Genomic DNA, 14,976 nt, shown 5'->3' with positions numbered 1-14,976 from the left:
AGTCACATTGAGCGGCGTTTATGGCCTGGGTGCGTGATGTGAGCGGACTCAGGCCTTTTTGTTTCAGGCCTAACCGCGCGGACCTTGTTGACGTTCTTTTACCATGAGACAGCGCAACTCCACTGCGCATTACCCGCACTCTGACTGGTTGCCACCCGCAGGGATAGCGAAGCCCCTTTCACATGGCTGACGCTGTATTCAAACACCACATCATCCAGGTTACTGGCAATCCGCTCGATGCGTAACAGCGGGCTGCCCACCGCCACGTTGAGCTGTTTTGCCAGCACACTGTCGCTCACCACCGGCATGTATTGTTCATGGGCGCGTGTCGGCGCATAGCCAAAGGTTTCGCGTAATTGCCCGTGCAGCGAACGCGCGCCATCAATATGGCTGATATCGGTATAAATCCGGCCGTTGAGCCAGCTGATCACATGCCCGACGACCTGCGCGTTTTGCATCATGACCCGTTCAAGGCGCACGACCTGATGGCCGAGGCTTAGCCCCATTTTTTCCGCCACCACGCCGTCTGCCATGGAAGGAAAGAGAGAAATGACCTCCAGATGCACGGGCTGAGGATCGACAAACGAGACCAGCGTATCCGGCAGATCGGTGTAGTGTTTGAGCAGCGCATCACGGTTAATAAAGGTGCCTTTTCCCTGCTCGCGATACACCATCCCGATGCTGACCAGCGCATCGATGGCCTGTTTGATCGTACCGCGCGCCACCTGAAACTCTTCTGCCAGCAACAGTTCGCCAGGCAGTCTGTCATCGTAGGTAAACGAGATGATCCGTTGCAGAATAATCTCTTTGATCTTCAGGTAAAGTGGGAGTCCGTCAGACTCAAACATACTTCAACTCCGCTTCAGAGGTAGTGTATCCGGCTCCTGTATTTTTCCAGTATATCCCGATTTATCTGTTGATTACCGTCTATGTTTGCACTGGCCAGCACCGGCGGCGTAAGGCCGTTTTCCAGCATCCGTTCGCATAAGCGCAGCACCAGGCTGTTGGCAATGGTTGCCCCCATAATAGTGGACAACGGCGCGACCCGCTGCGCCATTCCCGGTAGTGTGACCGCAGCGTCGCCGTATTCGCAGAGATTATCAATGGTCACATCCGCCACCGTGGCCAGCAGCTTGCCGCTAGAGTGGCGTGAGGTCACCTTCGCGGCGGTATCCAGGCTGGTGATCGCCACAACATTCACCCCGCGCTCACGGGCGCAGATCGCCACATCCAGGGTAATGGCGTTGCGCCCCGATACGGAGTGGATAAGCAGCGTATCTCCGGCCTGTAGCGGTGAACTCTCTACCAGGACGCGCCCTAACCCTTCAACATTTTCCACGGCGCTGGTCAGCGTTAATGGTCGTACGTTAAGCATCAGCGCCGGGTTAAATAGCGGGTTAACGATCGCCAGCCCACCGGCGCGGTAGCTCATCTCTTCCGCCAGGATCCCGGCATGGCTGGCGCCAAAGACAAACAGATTGCGCTGGTTGCACACGGTGTCGAACATCATCTCTGCTGCGCGGTCAATCACGTCGCGTTGTTGCTCCAGCGCCCGCAATTTCTGATGAATTTGTGCATAGTAGTGGTTCAGCGCATCGCTCATCGCAGATCCTCAGAAGGTCAGCAAGCGGGTTAACGCGCCGATCAGCGGCGCCAGCATAAACATGTCGCTATCGCCCGCCCACAGCGCGGTATCCGGAATGGTGTCGTTGATAAAGAAGCTGACGCAGAAGTATTGCCCCCACGCCACCACGGTGGAGGTGACAAACCCCGCCAGCAGCGCGCCTTTATAGCCGCCAGTGATATTGCCAAACACCCCAGCTGTTCCCGCATGGAAAAAAATAACAATCATGCTGGGAATAAACACATACCCGGTGGAGCGACCAATCACCGTAAGCCACAGCAGTGAACCGACAAAGGCACCCACGAAGCCAAGCACCACCGCATTGGGTGCAAAGTTGAATAGAATCGGGCAATCGAGCGCCGGTTTCGCGCCGGGCACCAGCCGTGAGCCAATACCGTTAAACGCCGGCACCATTTCGCCAATAAACATCCTGACCCCAAGCAAGACCACGGCAATGCCGCCGGTGAAGATCAGCGACTGTTTCAGGGCGTAGATATAAAAACTGAGCCCGCCCGACTGAGAGAGAATTTCGGCCGCTTTCGGCGTGGCTTTGATTTGCAGAATAAAGGTGCCCACGAAGAACAACAGCGTCATGGTTAACGCGGTGACCACGTTGGAGTCGCGCAGAAAACCGAGCTTTTTCGGCACCTGGATATCTTCGGCGTTAATTTTGTTGGCGGCGAAGAGCGTGCCGAACACCGCGCCCAGCAGTGCCACAGAGGACGATGTATGGCCGAGCGCGACATTGTCGTTGCCGGTGATTTTTCGCACCCACGGTTGCACCATTGCCGGTTGCAGCGTCCAGTACAGTCCCATGATCACCGACAGCATCAGCGTTAACTGCACCGCAGAGATTTGCGGGTTGGTGTTGACCATGATCCCGGCGAAGATCATCGTCGTCCAGAACATCATATGGCCGGTCAGGTAGATATATTTGAACGGGGTGATTCGCGCCAGCAGCAGGTTAATGGCAAAACCCGCTGCAATCGCAATGGTCACGCTGCTGCCGAAGCGTTCGCTGAATTTCACCTGCCCCATAATGTCCGTCAGGTTCATGGAGCTGAGGCCGAACACTTCGGTCCAGATGGGCTGAAAGATCAGCAAGGCGGAGACAATAATGCCCGCGCCTGCGCCAATAATCAGAAAACCGAGAATGCCTTTCAACGTGCCGGAGACGATGTCCGCCAGCGGTTTTTTCTGTAACACCAGCCCGAGAAGGACGATCAAACCAATTAAAATGGAGGCTTCGCCGAAGATGTTGACGGTTATCCAGTGCAGCACATCGATAAATTCGCTCATGGTCAGACGCCCTCGTTCAGCACGCCCGCCTGCGCTAAAGCGCGGGTGATTTCCTGCGTATCAATGTAGTTATTCACCACCACCACCGGGCAGGAAAGCTGGCGCAGGTTATCCACCAGCTCGCTATTGGTGATCACCAGATCGGCCCGCGCCGAGGAGGCGGAAGAGACATCCATGTGTTCAACAGACGCCTGAATACCGTTTTTTTGTAATACCGTTTCGACATTCATTTTTAAAATCAGGCTGGAGCCCATGCCTAAACCGCAAACCGTCAGAATTTTCATTATCAGCCCTCGAAGTGCGTGATTCCGTGATTAATTCTTGTGCGTAAAACAGGAAAAAATGGCTTCTGCGTCCGTGCTGTGCAGAAAAGTGTGGTACGTATGCTCATCGCTGAGCAATGTCACCAGTTGCTGGATAAGTTGAATATGCTGATCCTGGCCAGTCGCGGATAACCCCAGCACCAGCGAGACGGGATCGTTATCGCTGTGCCCAAACGCCACAGGCTGTCGCAGGCGGATAAAACTGATTTGCGGCGTCAGCGCGCCCTGTTCTGGCCGGGCATGGGGCATTGCCAGACCTGGTGCTATCACAAAGTAGGGGCCGAATTGATGAAAATTGTCCACCATCGCCTGCACATAGCTTTCAGTGCAGGCATCGCTTGCCAGCAGCGCGTTGCCTGCCGCCAGAATCGCCTGCTCTGGCGTGTTTGCGGGGTGCTCCAGTTGAATGGCCTGGCGTGCGATCATCGGGATACCTGCGCAAGATAGTGATGAAGGGAGTGGAGCGTGGTTTCCAGTGCCTGCTGAACAAGTGCCGCCCCTTTTTCCGCCGTGGCGCAGCGCGGATCGCCCAGCACCGCATAGTCGGAGAACTCCGTCCAGTGCATCTGTTGCCAGGCGAAATTGGGGGGAAACTCGGGGTAATGCGCCCTTGCCTGCGCCATCTGCACCGCTTCTGGCGCAAGCTCCAGCATCAGGGAGGTTTCGATCTCATCGGCATGCATATACCCGGCTTTGGCTTCTTTCGATTCCCTTAACCGGTGCACGCAATCATTCATCCCCGCCCAGGTGTAGCTGAGTAGCGTAATCCCCTCGTCTTTTAACGCTCTGGCCGCGCTTTTCATGGCGTCAAAATTACCGTAATGCGCATTAATGACCGCCAGCGTCGGAATGCCATAGCCAGCCATATTGCGCGCAAGCGCCTGTAAAAGCTGGCTCAGTAAATCATTGCCGATATCCACCGCGCCAGCGTGACCCTGTAACGACCAGACCTGGCTAAACGGTAGCACCGGAAGCATCACCGATGCGTCGCCGAGCGCCGCGTCGAGTCGTTCGCAAAAGCGCTCCGCCAGCAGATTGTCCGTCGCCAGCGGCAGGTGATCGCCGTGCGGTTCTACCGCACCCAGCGGCAGTAAGGCTATCTGCGCCCGGTGCAGCGCCGCGCTGGCCTGTGATTCGTTCAGCATCTGCAGTTTCATTCACTCTCCTGGCTGAAGGCAAAATAACGGGCCGGGTTAGCAATGAAGAAATCGTGCAGCAGCGCTTCGCCGTCAAAACCTGCTTCACGCGCTTCTTCCAAAAACCGTGGCCGCCAGTCCGCCAGGATAAACTTCAATCCCAGCCCCCCCTTTCCATAGTGGGCGCTCATGCTTTTACGGGCGAAATCGCCGCCGATCAGGATCTGTTTTTGATATCCCCTTTTACACAGTTCGAGGATGGCCTGCGTACGAATATGTTCAGGGTGATATTTTATTCTGGTAATACCGTCAAAAGAGAGGTACGCCCCGGTGTTGGCGATTTGACGATGTAACCAGGGATCGGGGTTTCGGTCCATATGTGCAAAGCACAAACGGGACATATCAAGGCCAAGCGTTTTAAACACCTGCGTCTGTTCCAGCGCCATGGTGCCCATTTCCGTATGGCTGTGCATCGGCGCGCCGGTGATTTGCTGCGCGCGAACGATCACTTCCAGCGTTTTGCGCTCCAGGGGTGAAATCATGTTATAGCCGGTGCCGCATTTCACCACGCCAGCCCGGTACTGGCTGCCATCGATGCCGTCCGTCACTTCGCGGACAACGTGCTCCACCAGTGCGTCCAGCGGCGAGTGTTCAATCCACTGCGCAAACGTGTCGCTGTGGCCAGGGCGCTTGCAGCTCCAGAGGAAGCCTTTGTTAAACCCGGCAGTGGCGATGATCTGTACGTGCTGACGCTGTGCGATCCTGGCAACGACGTCGACCTGTCTGCCATAATCCGGCGCGGTGGCGTCATAAAAGGAGTGCCCGCCCGCGGCGCGAAAATCCGCCAGCTCCCTTTCCGAGGCGTCCGCTGAATCGAGCAGCAGATCTTCATCGTTACGCTCCGCCCAATACGGCGGGATGCAGTAAATATGATCGTGACTGTAGGTCACGCCCAGCTCGGCGGGGGCAATATCTCCATGCAACGTACGAATAAAACCCATCGGGCAACCCTCTGAAAGCAAATGGAAGATGCCCATCAAAAATAGGTTTGGCTCACTTGATCAGTCAAGTGATCAAGTTCGTTTATTGATCAATTCTATGACCTGCGCCACGAATAATAAGAGACTGTTCTTAAAAGTCGTCATTCGCTTGCGCTTTGCGTCACGATGTCCGAGGATGACAGTCCGGTATGTTTTTTGTACCGCGCAATGATGAGATTGTATTTCGCCCGGCGCAGTTTACCGGGCTTGTCCTTGAAACATTGAACTGGATTAAGGAGTAAGCATGAAATCGAACCGTCAGGCACGTCATATCATGGGACTGGATTACAAAGTGTCTAACACCCGCAAAGTGGTAACCAAAGACAACCATGAAGAAACGGTGGTGGTCCATCGTTCCGGGCGTCATCGCCGCGCTGGCTAATGTTTTCCATCCTCGCCACTCCATCCGGAGTGGCGTTTTGTTTTCTCTTCTGCTTGATAAAAATTCAATCAACGAATGCCGCGAATAGGAAGTATTTGCCGTATTGATGATTTATACTTGCGCCCGCCGCAGTACCCCACCCGCAACGCTATGCCACGCGGAGTGATCGTTGATAAAGGAGCAGTAAGATGAATGCCAAACATAATAAAAACCGATCGTTGTACATCCCCTATGCCGGTCCCGTGTTGCTGGAGTTTCCCCTGCTGAACAAAGGCAGCGCCTTCAGCATGGAGGAGCGCAGCAGCTTCAACCTGCTGGGTCTGTTGCCCGAAGTGGTTGAAACGATTGAAGAACAGGCGGAGCGCGCCTGGCTGCAATATCAGGGTTTTAAAACCGATATTGATAAGCACATTTACCTGCGTAACATCCAGGACACGAACGAAACCCTTTTCTATCGCCTGGTTGATAACCATCTCGAAGAGATGATGCCGGTGATCTACACCCCAACGGTCGGTTGGGCATGTGAACGTTTTTCGGACATTTACCGTCGCGCGCGCGGCGTGTTTATCTCCTGGCAGAACCGCGGCAGCATGGACGACATTCTGCAAAACGTCCCGAACCACAATATTAAAGTGATTGTCGTTACCGACGGCGAGCGCATCCTTGGCCTGGGCGACCAGGGGATTGGCGGGATGGGCATTCCAATCGGTAAGCTCTCGCTTTACACCTCCTGCGGCGGGATCAGCCCGGCATACACCCTGCCGGTCGTACTGGATGTTGGCACCAACAACCAGCAACTGATTAACGACCCGCTGTATATGGGCTCGCGCCACCCGCGTATTACGGGTGATGAGTACTACGCATTTGTCGATGAATTTATCCAGGCAGTTAAACAACGCTGGCCGGATGTGCTGCTGCAATTTGAAGATTTTGCGCAGAAAAACGCCATGCCGCTGCTGAACCGCTACCGCAACGAAATCTGCTCGTTTAACGATGATATTCAGGGCACCGCGGCCGTGACCGTCGGCACGCTGATTGCCGCCAGCCGCGCCGCTGGCAGCCAGTTGAGCCAACAGAAAATCGTCTTCCTCGGTGCAGGCTCCGCCGGCTGCGGGATTGCCGAGCAGATTATTGCGCAGACCCAGCGTGAAGGCCTGAGCGAAGCGGATGCACGCCAGAAAGTCTATATGGTGGATCGCTTCGGTCTGCTGACTGATGAAATGCCAAACCTGCTGCCGTTCCAGAGCAAGCTGGTGCAGAAACGCGAAAACCTGCAAAACTGGGATCGCGAAACCCAGAGCGAAGCCATCTCTCTGCTGGATGTGGTGCGCAATGTGAAACCGGACATTTTGATTGGTGTTTCCGGTCAGACCGGGCTGTTTACGGAAGAGATCATCCGTGAAATGCACAAACACTGCCCGCGCCCGATTATCATGCCGCTCTCTAACCCGACCTCCCGTGTGGAAGCGACGCCGCAGGACATCATCAGCTGGACTGACGGTATGGCGCTGGTTGCTACCGGCAGCCCGTTTGCGCCGGTGCAGTGGAAAGAGAAAACCTACCCGATTGCGCAGTGCAACAACGCGTATATCTTCCCGGGCATTGGTCTGGGGGTGATCTCCGCCGGGGCGTCACGCATTACCGATGAAATGCTGATGGCGGCAAGCGAAACACTGGCAGAATACTCGCCGCTGCTGCTCAATGGCGAAGGTCTGGTGTTGCCGGAGCTGAAAGACATTCAGAAAGTGTCGCGCGCCATCGCGTTTGCGGTCGGCAAAATGGCGCAGCAACAAGGCCTGGCGGTGAAAACCTCTGCCGAAGCGCTGCAACAAGCCATTAACGATAACTTCTGGGAGCCGAAGTACCGCAGCTATCGCCGTACCTCGATCTAACCGCCTGTTTTCCACCCGGAGTCGTCGTGCTCCGGGTGTGCCCGCCCTGCTCAGCTAATCCGTTGTTGTTTCCTCATTAGCATGGACGAGATCGTAGGCCGCCTGCGCCCGCTCCAGCGCCGGACCATGCGCCAGCGCCCAATCATTCAGCGCCATAAACGGTTGTTGTAGCGTCTGCGCCAGCGGCGTGATGCTGTACTCCACGCCCACCGGCGAGGTAGGCAGCACTTCACGGCGCACGAGTCCATTGCGCTCCAGCCGTTTTAGCGCATCCGCCAGCGCTTTGTGGGTAATGCCATCCAGCCGACGGCGGATTTCATTAAAGCGGGCAGGTTCGGTACAGAGTACCGTGAGGATCATAATCGACCATTTATTGGTGATGTGTTCCAGTACCCAACGGGTTTTCCCCACATTATTCAGGCTGTTACAGTCAATTTTCTCCATGGCGATATACTCCGCGATATCAGATATAAATAAAGTGCGTAATTGATATTAAGTATAAAATTTATATCATCTGTTTTCCACTCAAACCGGAGAGAACAGATGGGCAGATTAGACAATAAAGTGGCTGTGGTGCTTGGCGGCGCAAAAGGCATTGGCCTGGCAATCAGCCAGCGTTTCACCCATGAAGGCGCAACAACCTGGTTTACTTCACGCCGTGATGAGGAGCTCCAGGCAGCCAGTCGCACCCTGTCAGGCGCTTCAGTGCCGCTGCGTGCGGATGTGAGTCAACAAAGCGAACTGGTCCGCATTATGGCGACGGTTCAGGCAGAAGCGGGTCGCATCGATGTGCTGGTCATTAATGCCGGGATGTCGGAATACGCCACCATCGGGGACATCAGCGAAGCGCATTTTGACCAGATATTTGGCCTGAATGTCCGTTCGCCCGTGTTTGCCTTGCAGGCCGCACTGCCGTTATTGCAGCCCGGTGCGAGCGTGGTGCTCATCGGGTCGATAGCCGATACGATCGGCACGGAGGGATACGGCGTTTACAGCGCCAGTAAAGCGGCACTGCGTTCATTTGCCCGGACCTGGACACGTGAGCTCTCCAGCCGCGGTATCCGTATTAACGTCGTAGCGCCAGGCCCTATCGATACCGAGATGATGTCGGTTGTCACCGATGAGGTTCGCGAAGCATTAACCCGTGATATTCCGTTGCACCGAATGGGCAAACCCGACGAAGTGGCCAATGCAGCGCTCTTTCTGGCGAGCGATGAGAGCAGCTACATCGCAGGGGCAGAGATCTGCGTGGATGGCGGAATGGCTCAGGTTTGACGGTGTGTTTCCTCTTCACAGCCATCTGCGGATGGCTGTTTTTGCACGTGGCGTTTCCCCTGCGCCGCTGGCAAATCATTTATTTCCCCGCTACACTCCTTTCACCCATCAACTTACTGAATATAAAAGGAGGCTAATTATGCTGTATTGTGAACTGTTTTATGTTTCACATACCCTTGGTGATCGCACCAGCTCAAGCGTTATCGGTATCGTGCTGCGATAACTTCTGCTTGAGCGAAGATACAACCCCCTTCCCTTGGGCTTACCGGGTTATCGTCAGCGATGTTTGACGAGGCATAAACATGCCTGTAACTCTTGAGTAAGCAATGAGCACTTTACTATCTGCACAATCAATCCGTGTTGAAACGGCTTTCGGTCCGTTATTCTCCGATCTCTCCTTTACCCTGAAAAAAGGCGATCGCCTTGGTCTTATTGGCGACAATGGCTGCGGCAAAAGCACCCTGCTAAAAGTGCTGGACGGTTCGCTGTCTCCCCTGTCCGGTAATGTCACCGTGGCGCACCACTGCCTGTTGGCCCGCGTGGAGCAACATCTTCCCGCTGAGCTATTGCCTGTCACGCTGCTGGAGGCGGTGCTGGCGCAGATCCCGGCGACGGAACGGGAGAGCCAGCGTTGGCGAGGCGAAGCGCTACTGGCCAGCATGGGACTGAGTCCGCAGGAAATCGCCCTGACAGCGGCGACGCTGAGCGGGGGTCAGCACACCCGTTTGCTGTTGGCGCGGGCGCTGATCCGCGAACCGGATCTTCTGCTGCTGGATGAGCCCGGCAACCACCTTGATCTGCCTACGTTGCTGTGGCTGGAGCAGTTTTTGCAACACTGGTCCGGCAGCTTTGTCATGGTCTCGCACGATGCCCCACTGCTGGATGCGGTGACCAACGGCACCTGGATCCTGCGTGACCATACACTGCATTGCTTCGCACTACCTTGTAGCGATGCGCGCGTTGCGCTGGAGGAACGGGATGAGAGCGACGCCCTGCGGCATAAAGCCGAGCAAAAGGAGATCGACCGCGTTACCGCCAGCGCCAAACGGCTGGCGACATGGGGGCGGGTTTATGACAATGAAGACCTGGCGCGCAAAGCCAAACAGATGGAAAAACAGGTTGAGCGCCTGAAAGAGAGCCAGACGGAACTGACCGCCGGAAGCCGGTGGACGCTTGCGCTGCATGGCGAGGCGTTACCGGCGGATCGTCTGCTGGAAATGGAGCAGTTGCCGGTTGCGCCAGCGGCGGGTTTACCGGCCTTGTTTCACGTTCCCCTCGCCCGCCTGAAAAGCGGCGATCGGGTTGCTGTTGTCGGGCGTAACGGTTGCGGGAAATCCTCGCTGCTGCGGTTAATCTGGCAGGCGTACCGGCAGGAAAACCCAGCGGCTCTGCGCCTGCACCCGCGTTTGCAGGCCGGTTACTACGATCAGACACTGCACCAGTTGCCGGATGAGGCCACGCTGTTTGAGGCACTGGAGCCGTTCGCCCCGGCACCGGAGGATCGCAAAATGGCGCTGATCAGCGCCGGTTTTGCATGGGCGCGTCATGGGCAGCGCGTTGCGACGCTGAGCGGTGGTGAGCGTTCGCGGCTGCTGTTTGTTGGCCTGTCGCTGGCGCGCTTTAACCTGCTGTTGCTGGATGAACCCACCAACCATCTGGATATGGCCGGTAAAGAAGCGCTGGCGCACACGCTGCAACACTTCAGCGGTGGTGTGCTGCTGGTGAGCCACGATCGTCAGTTGATCAACGCAAGCTGTAACCGCTTCTGGCTGGTGGAAAACGGTGAACTACAGGAGTGGCATGATGTGCAAGCCGTGTATGAACGACTGCGGGAAAGCGCTGGCCCCATCAATGCCACTGCCCAACCGCAACACGCGGTGACGGCGGTTGCGGATGATCAGGATGCCCTGCTGGCACGGCTTATTGAGCTGGAAACACGCCTCGCAGAGGACCTGGCCCGTAAACCCAAACACCAGAAACCGCAGCTACAGGCGCAATGGCGTGAGGAGATAACACGTATTAATACGCAATTGACTTAATCGAAACCAGGCCGTGCAACGTTGGGCGGCCTGGTTTATTCTCGCAGGCGTTTTATATCATTAACACATCAAGGATGAGGTATGTGGATACTACTTGCACTCGCGTTATTGACCCTGTCATTTAACAAAAAAATCGCCGTCGGGTTATTGCTCGTCACCAGCGTGTGGGCGGGATGGCTTGGCGTTATCGATCTCCGGGTCGCCGGGGGCATTATTCTGCTGGCGGCTATCAGCCTGACGGGGTACACCCTTCCCCAGCGTCCTGCGATACAGCGGACTATCGAGTGTTTGCTGGTGATGCTGGCCGTTGCGCTGACGCTCCATCTTATGCCCGGTTTTCACAATCCAAAGATACTGGACCTGGTCAAAGCGGGGCCGGAAAGCGCCCCCTTCACGCTCTATTTTAATTTTGATAAAGCGCTGACACCGTTTGTTCTGCTGATCTGTACCGGATCGCTATTCGTCCGTGAAACCCCACCGCCGCGCCCGCTATGGCAATGGCTGGTATTGCTTCTTACCGTTCCGGCTCTGTTGTGGCTGGCTGTCCTGTTGGGCGGGCTAAAAATTGAGCCTCACTGGCCCCAGTGGTTATTGCCGTTCGCCCTGGCCAACCTGTTCTTTGTCGCTCTGGCGGAAGAAGCGCTGTTTCGCGGCTATTTGCAGCAGCGGTTAGCGGGGTTTATGCACCCGGCTGTTGCGCTGGTGATACAGGCGCTTATCTTTGGTAGCGTGCATTTAGCAGGTGGTCTGTTGCTGGTGATTTTTGCCAGCCTGGCCGGGGTGATTTACGGTCTTGCCTGGATGTGGAGCGGGCGTCTCTGGGTGTCAGTGCTGTTCCATTTCGCGCTGAATATCTGTCATTTATTGCTCTTTACCTACCCGATGTCTGTACGCCAGTAAACTGACCACAGGATGGCCCATTGCGGGCCATCGCTGCGTCTATTATTTTTGCGGGTTTTTCGCTTTCCAGGCATCCCACGCCGCTTTGATCTCCTGCTTTGCCGTGTCGGCATCGTTAAAGCCATTCAGCTCCACCTTCTTGCGACCGTCAGGCAACTGTTTATAGACGCGGAAGAAGGCTTCCAGTCGATCCTGTTCGATTTTGGGCAGGTCGGTAACGGTTTTAATATCGTCATAGGTCGGGTCGATTTTGCTGGCCGGAACCGCCACGATTTTGTCGTCGGTCTCGCCGCCATCCACCATTTTCAGCACGCCGATGGGACGCAGTTTAATCAGCGTACCGGGGGCCAGCGGCGCACGGGTGTAGAAAATGACATCCAGCGGATCGCCATCGCCCGCCAGCGACTGCGTGAGCGAACCGTAGTTCGCCGGGTAAGCGACCGGCATGGACTGAAAACGGTCAACGACGATAAAGCCGGTTTTCGCGTCGGTTTCATATTTGATCATGCTGCCCGCCGGAATTTCGGTCACCGCGTAAAACTCGTCCGGGTTATTTTTCGGCTGCGGGAATTCAAGAATGTTGTCAGCCTGCGCGTACGCGGAGAGAAAAAGGCTGACTGCGAGGAATTTTTTCACCAGATGCATTGTTAATTACTCTTTTTGTTGAGAGAAAGCAACAATTTGGCGACAAATGATGACAGCAGCATGACAGTGACGCGTTGCAGACGCGCCCAAAATAGCGGCCGGAATGCGCATTTTTCGGACGCGACCGGGTGATTGCTTTACGCGATGAATTACCGGATATTGCATGCAGGAGCGGGGCCAGCGGCCCCTTTTTTACCCAACGGAGGTGCTTTATGACAACGTCTATTCCCGGGCTTGACGTGCTGTTTATCGCCGGGTTCGGCCCAATCCCCCAACGCGTGAGCGACAGTCAGGACTTTTATCAGCAAACCCTTGGCTTGCCGCTGAAACCGATGGAAGGCAACAGCGACTATCTGGTCGCCGATCACGATGCGCTGGCAGGGGCAAAGCACTTTGCCCTGTGGCCATTGGACCAGGCAGCAGCCTCCTGTTTCGGCGCGGCGGCATGGCCGGATACGCATCCGGTTCCGCAAGGCTGGATTGAATTCGAAGTTGACGATCTAACGACTGCCACCGATGTGCTGCTGCAAAAAGGGTATCAGTTACTGGTGGCGAACCGCCTGGAGCCGTGGGGGCAAAGCGTGACCCGGTTGCTTGGCCCGGAAGGTCTGCTGGTCGGACTGACGGTAACACCCTGGCTGCGTTGATGCGCCTTCAGGCCTGATCAGCAGGCCTGTCGCGCGTTTTGCTCTTTTCTGAAATGCTTATCTCAATTCCTTTGTTCCCTTGTTATGAGCCGCACCGGATGATGCGTTCGAGGCTAAGACAATAGATAACAAAGGAATTCACCATGCACATCGCTTTTCGTTTACCGCTGCTGACGGCGCTGATTACCGTCAGTTCGGTTCAGGCCTTTGCGGCGGAAACGCCGGTTAAAGGCGGTATCCTGATTTACCTTGAACAGCAAGCGCACACCAATTTGTATCCCCCGGCGGGCGGGTTTTACCCTAACGGCGGCATCCTCAACCAGATTACCGACAAACTGACCTGGCAGAACCCGCAAACGTTGCAGGTGGAACCGTGGATTGCTGAAAGCTGGACCACCAACGCCGACAAAACGGAATACACCTTTAAAATTCGCCCCGGCGTCACGTTCTCGGATGGTACTCCGCTTGATGCGGCTGCGGTGGCGAAGAACTTCGACACTTACGGACTTGGCAATAAAGCGCAGCGCCTGCCGGTATCGGAAGTCATCAATAATTACGAACGCAGCGAAGTGATTGATGCGCAGACGGTGAAATTCTACTTTAAAAAACCCTCTCCCGGCTTCCTGCAAGGCACCGCGACAATCGGGTCAGGGCTGGTTTCCCTCAGCACCTTGCAACGCAACTTCGATGAGCTGGGCGACGCGCGGCATATTATCGGCTCCGGGCCGTTTGTGGTGACGGACGAGAAACTGGGGCGTGAAGTGACGCTACAGGCGCGTAAAGCGTATCAGTGGGGACCGAAAAATAGTGCCCAGCAAGGCCCGGCCAATCTGGATGGCATTAAATTCATCGTTACGCCGGAAGACAGCGTGCGCATTGGCGCGTTGCTGGCGGGCCAGGCCGGTTTTATTCGCCAGGTACAGGCCTATGATGAAAAACAGGCCACAGAACAAGGGTTCGCCATCTATGCGCCGCCCACCCGTGGCGTTAACGACAGCATCAGTTTCCGCCCGGATAATCCACTGGTTGCCGATCTTCGCGTGCGTCAGGCCTTACTCCATGCGACAAATGCGAAACAGGTTGTCGACACCCTCTTCTCGGCCAATTACCCGCAAGCCACCTCGGTGATTGCCCACTCGGCCGCCGGTTACGTCAACCTCAGCGAGGCACTGAAATTTGATCCGGCCAAAGCCCGGCAGTTACTGGATGATGCAGGCTGGAAAACCGCTGCGGACGGTATCCGCACCAAAGAGGGTCAACCGCTGGCGTTGACCATTTATGAGTCACTGCCGCAGCCGCAAAACAAAGAGGTACTGCAACTGGTGGCGCAGCAATGGCGTCAGGTCGGTGTGGCGCTGACGGTCAAAGCCGGTGATGCAGGCAGCCGTACCCTCGATAACCTCGACCCGCTGAAAACACCGCTTACCGTGTCGGAAGTCGGCCGCGCCGATCCGGATGTAGTGAAAAGTATGTTCTACCCCGCCAACCGCGATGCGCTGCTGCAACAGGGCGGCACCAGCGACAAGGTGAAAAGCTTCCGCGACGACAAACTCAACGCCTTGCTGGTGAGTATTTCCGCCGAAGTTGACCCGCAGAAACGTCTGCAACTGACCGGCGATGCGCAGCGCTACCTGCTGGAAAACGCCTATGTGATCCCTATTTTTGAAGAGCCGCAGGTCTTTGCTGGCGCGTCATGGGTAAAAAACGTCAATTTTGAAGCCGTGGGGCGTCCATCCTTCTACGGCGCGTGGATTGCGAAACATTAAGGGGGCGT

At 55.9% G+C, this 14,976-nt stretch carries 16 protein-coding genes; 7 read left to right on the top strand and 9 right to left on the bottom strand.

The genetic code is table 11. From position 1 onward, the window contains the following. Nucleotides 1-98: 98 nt before the first annotated feature. From ACQ3G7_RS12855 to ACQ3G7_RS12825, 7 genes are read right to left on the bottom strand one after another with little or no spacing between them, the layout of a single operon-like run. Nucleotides 99-848: a GntR family transcriptional regulator gene (locus ACQ3G7_RS12855; protein WP_430890085.1), complete on the bottom strand. Its 750-nt coding sequence runs from the start codon at nucleotides 846-848 to the stop codon at nucleotides 99-101. Between the two features lie 14 nt (nucleotides 849-862). Beyond that, nucleotides 863-1,603 (bottom strand): sugar isomerase domain-containing protein, encoded by a 741-nt coding sequence (locus ACQ3G7_RS12850; RefSeq protein WP_430890084.1) that lies wholly within the window; start codon nucleotides 1,601-1,603, stop codon nucleotides 863-865. A 9-nt stretch (nucleotides 1,604-1,612) separates the two neighbouring features. Beyond that, nucleotides 1,613-2,923 carry a PTS ascorbate transporter subunit IIC gene (gene ulaA / locus ACQ3G7_RS12845; RefSeq protein WP_430890083.1) on the bottom strand — a complete coding sequence of 437 codons (1,311 nt, stop codon included), beginning with the start codon at nucleotides 2,921-2,923 and terminating at the stop codon, nucleotides 1,613-1,615. 2 nt (nucleotides 2,924-2,925) lie between these two features. Then, complete coding sequence (locus ACQ3G7_RS12840; protein WP_430890082.1) at nucleotides 2,926-3,207, bottom strand: PTS sugar transporter subunit IIB; 282 nt, start codon at nucleotides 3,205-3,207, stop codon at nucleotides 2,926-2,928. Between the two features lie 30 nt (nucleotides 3,208-3,237). Beyond that, on the bottom strand, nucleotides 3,238-3,672 hold the full coding sequence (locus tag ACQ3G7_RS12835; RefSeq protein ID WP_430890081.1) for a PTS sugar transporter subunit IIA: 435 nt from the start codon (nucleotides 3,670-3,672) through the stop codon (nucleotides 3,238-3,240). Then, the gene (locus tag ACQ3G7_RS12830) at nucleotides 3,669-4,403 is read right to left on the bottom strand and encodes a creatininase family protein (protein ID WP_430890080.1); all 735 of its coding nucleotides are present in this window, start codon (nucleotides 4,401-4,403) and stop codon (nucleotides 3,669-3,671) included. Before ACQ3G7_RS12830 ends, ACQ3G7_RS12835 begins: the two co-directional genes overlap by 4 nt. After that, nucleotides 4,400-5,383 (bottom strand): phosphotriesterase family protein, encoded by a 984-nt coding sequence (locus ACQ3G7_RS12825; RefSeq protein WP_430890079.1) that lies wholly within the window; start codon nucleotides 5,381-5,383, stop codon nucleotides 4,400-4,402. Before ACQ3G7_RS12825 ends, ACQ3G7_RS12830 begins: the two co-directional genes overlap by 4 nt. A 283-nt stretch (nucleotides 5,384-5,666) precedes the next feature. Here ACQ3G7_RS12825 and sra point away from each other — a divergent pair, with 283 nt between their 5' ends. Continuing rightward, nucleotides 5,667-5,804 carry a stationary-phase-induced ribosome-associated protein gene (gene sra, locus ACQ3G7_RS12820; protein WP_061495875.1) on the top strand — a complete coding sequence of 46 codons (138 nt, stop codon included), beginning with the start codon at nucleotides 5,667-5,669 and terminating at the stop codon, nucleotides 5,802-5,804. Nucleotides 5,805-5,992: 188 nt separating this feature from the next. Next, on the top strand, nucleotides 5,993-7,696 hold the full coding sequence (locus ACQ3G7_RS12815; RefSeq protein WP_263096574.1) for an NAD-dependent malic enzyme: 1,704 nt from the start codon (nucleotides 5,993-5,995) through the stop codon (nucleotides 7,694-7,696). A 54-nt stretch (nucleotides 7,697-7,750) separates the two neighbouring features. On the opposite strand, the gene ACQ3G7_RS12810 is transcribed toward ACQ3G7_RS12815, so the two are convergent. After that, nucleotides 7,751-8,140 (bottom strand): winged helix-turn-helix transcriptional regulator, encoded by a 390-nt coding sequence (locus ACQ3G7_RS12810; protein ID WP_263096573.1) that lies wholly within the window; start codon nucleotides 8,138-8,140, stop codon nucleotides 7,751-7,753. A 99-nt stretch (nucleotides 8,141-8,239) separates the two neighbouring features. Between ACQ3G7_RS12810 and ACQ3G7_RS12805 the strand changes: the two genes are divergently transcribed. The 3 genes from ACQ3G7_RS12805 to ACQ3G7_RS12795 all read left to right on the top strand — a co-directional run bounded on the left by ACQ3G7_RS12805 (nucleotide 8,240) and on the right by ACQ3G7_RS12795 (nucleotide 11,910). Beyond that, nucleotides 8,240-8,971: an SDR family NAD(P)-dependent oxidoreductase gene (locus tag ACQ3G7_RS12805; protein ID WP_430890078.1), complete on the top strand. Its 732-nt coding sequence runs from the start codon at nucleotides 8,240-8,242 to the stop codon at nucleotides 8,969-8,971. Between the two features lie 326 nt (nucleotides 8,972-9,297). Beyond that, nucleotides 9,298-11,010, top strand: a complete 1,713-nt coding sequence (locus ACQ3G7_RS12800) for an ABC-F family ATP-binding cassette domain-containing protein (protein ID WP_430890077.1) — start codon at nucleotides 9,298-9,300, stop codon at nucleotides 11,008-11,010. An 81-nt stretch (nucleotides 11,011-11,091) separates the two neighbouring features. Beyond that, nucleotides 11,092-11,910: a CPBP family intramembrane glutamic endopeptidase gene (locus ACQ3G7_RS12795; protein WP_430890076.1), complete on the top strand. Its 819-nt coding sequence runs from the start codon at nucleotides 11,092-11,094 to the stop codon at nucleotides 11,908-11,910. Nucleotides 11,911-11,952: 42 nt separating this feature from the next. Here the strand turns inward: ACQ3G7_RS12795 and ACQ3G7_RS12790 are convergent, their stop codons facing one another. Continuing rightward, nucleotides 11,953-12,555 carry an inorganic diphosphatase gene (locus tag ACQ3G7_RS12790; RefSeq protein WP_263096570.1) on the bottom strand — a complete coding sequence of 201 codons (603 nt, stop codon included), beginning with the start codon at nucleotides 12,553-12,555 and terminating at the stop codon, nucleotides 11,953-11,955. Between the two features lie 212 nt (nucleotides 12,556-12,767). Here ACQ3G7_RS12790 and ACQ3G7_RS12785 point away from each other — a divergent pair, with 212 nt between their 5' ends. Continuing rightward, nucleotides 12,768-13,202 carry a VOC family protein gene (locus tag ACQ3G7_RS12785; protein WP_263096569.1) on the top strand — a complete coding sequence of 145 codons (435 nt, stop codon included), beginning with the start codon at nucleotides 12,768-12,770 and terminating at the stop codon, nucleotides 13,200-13,202. Nucleotides 13,203-13,345: 143 nt separating this feature from the next. Further along, on the top strand, nucleotides 13,346-14,968 hold the full coding sequence (locus ACQ3G7_RS12780) for a TIGR04028 family ABC transporter substrate-binding protein (protein ID WP_430890075.1): 1,623 nt from the start codon (nucleotides 13,346-13,348) through the stop codon (nucleotides 14,966-14,968). Nucleotides 14,969-14,976: the final 8 nt, after the last annotated feature.

The organism is Kosakonia sp. N21, from assembly GCF_050587465.1.
GTDB lineage: Bacteria > Pseudomonadota > Gammaproteobacteria > Enterobacterales > Enterobacteriaceae.
This window is presented reverse-complemented; position numbering and strand designations above follow the sequence as displayed.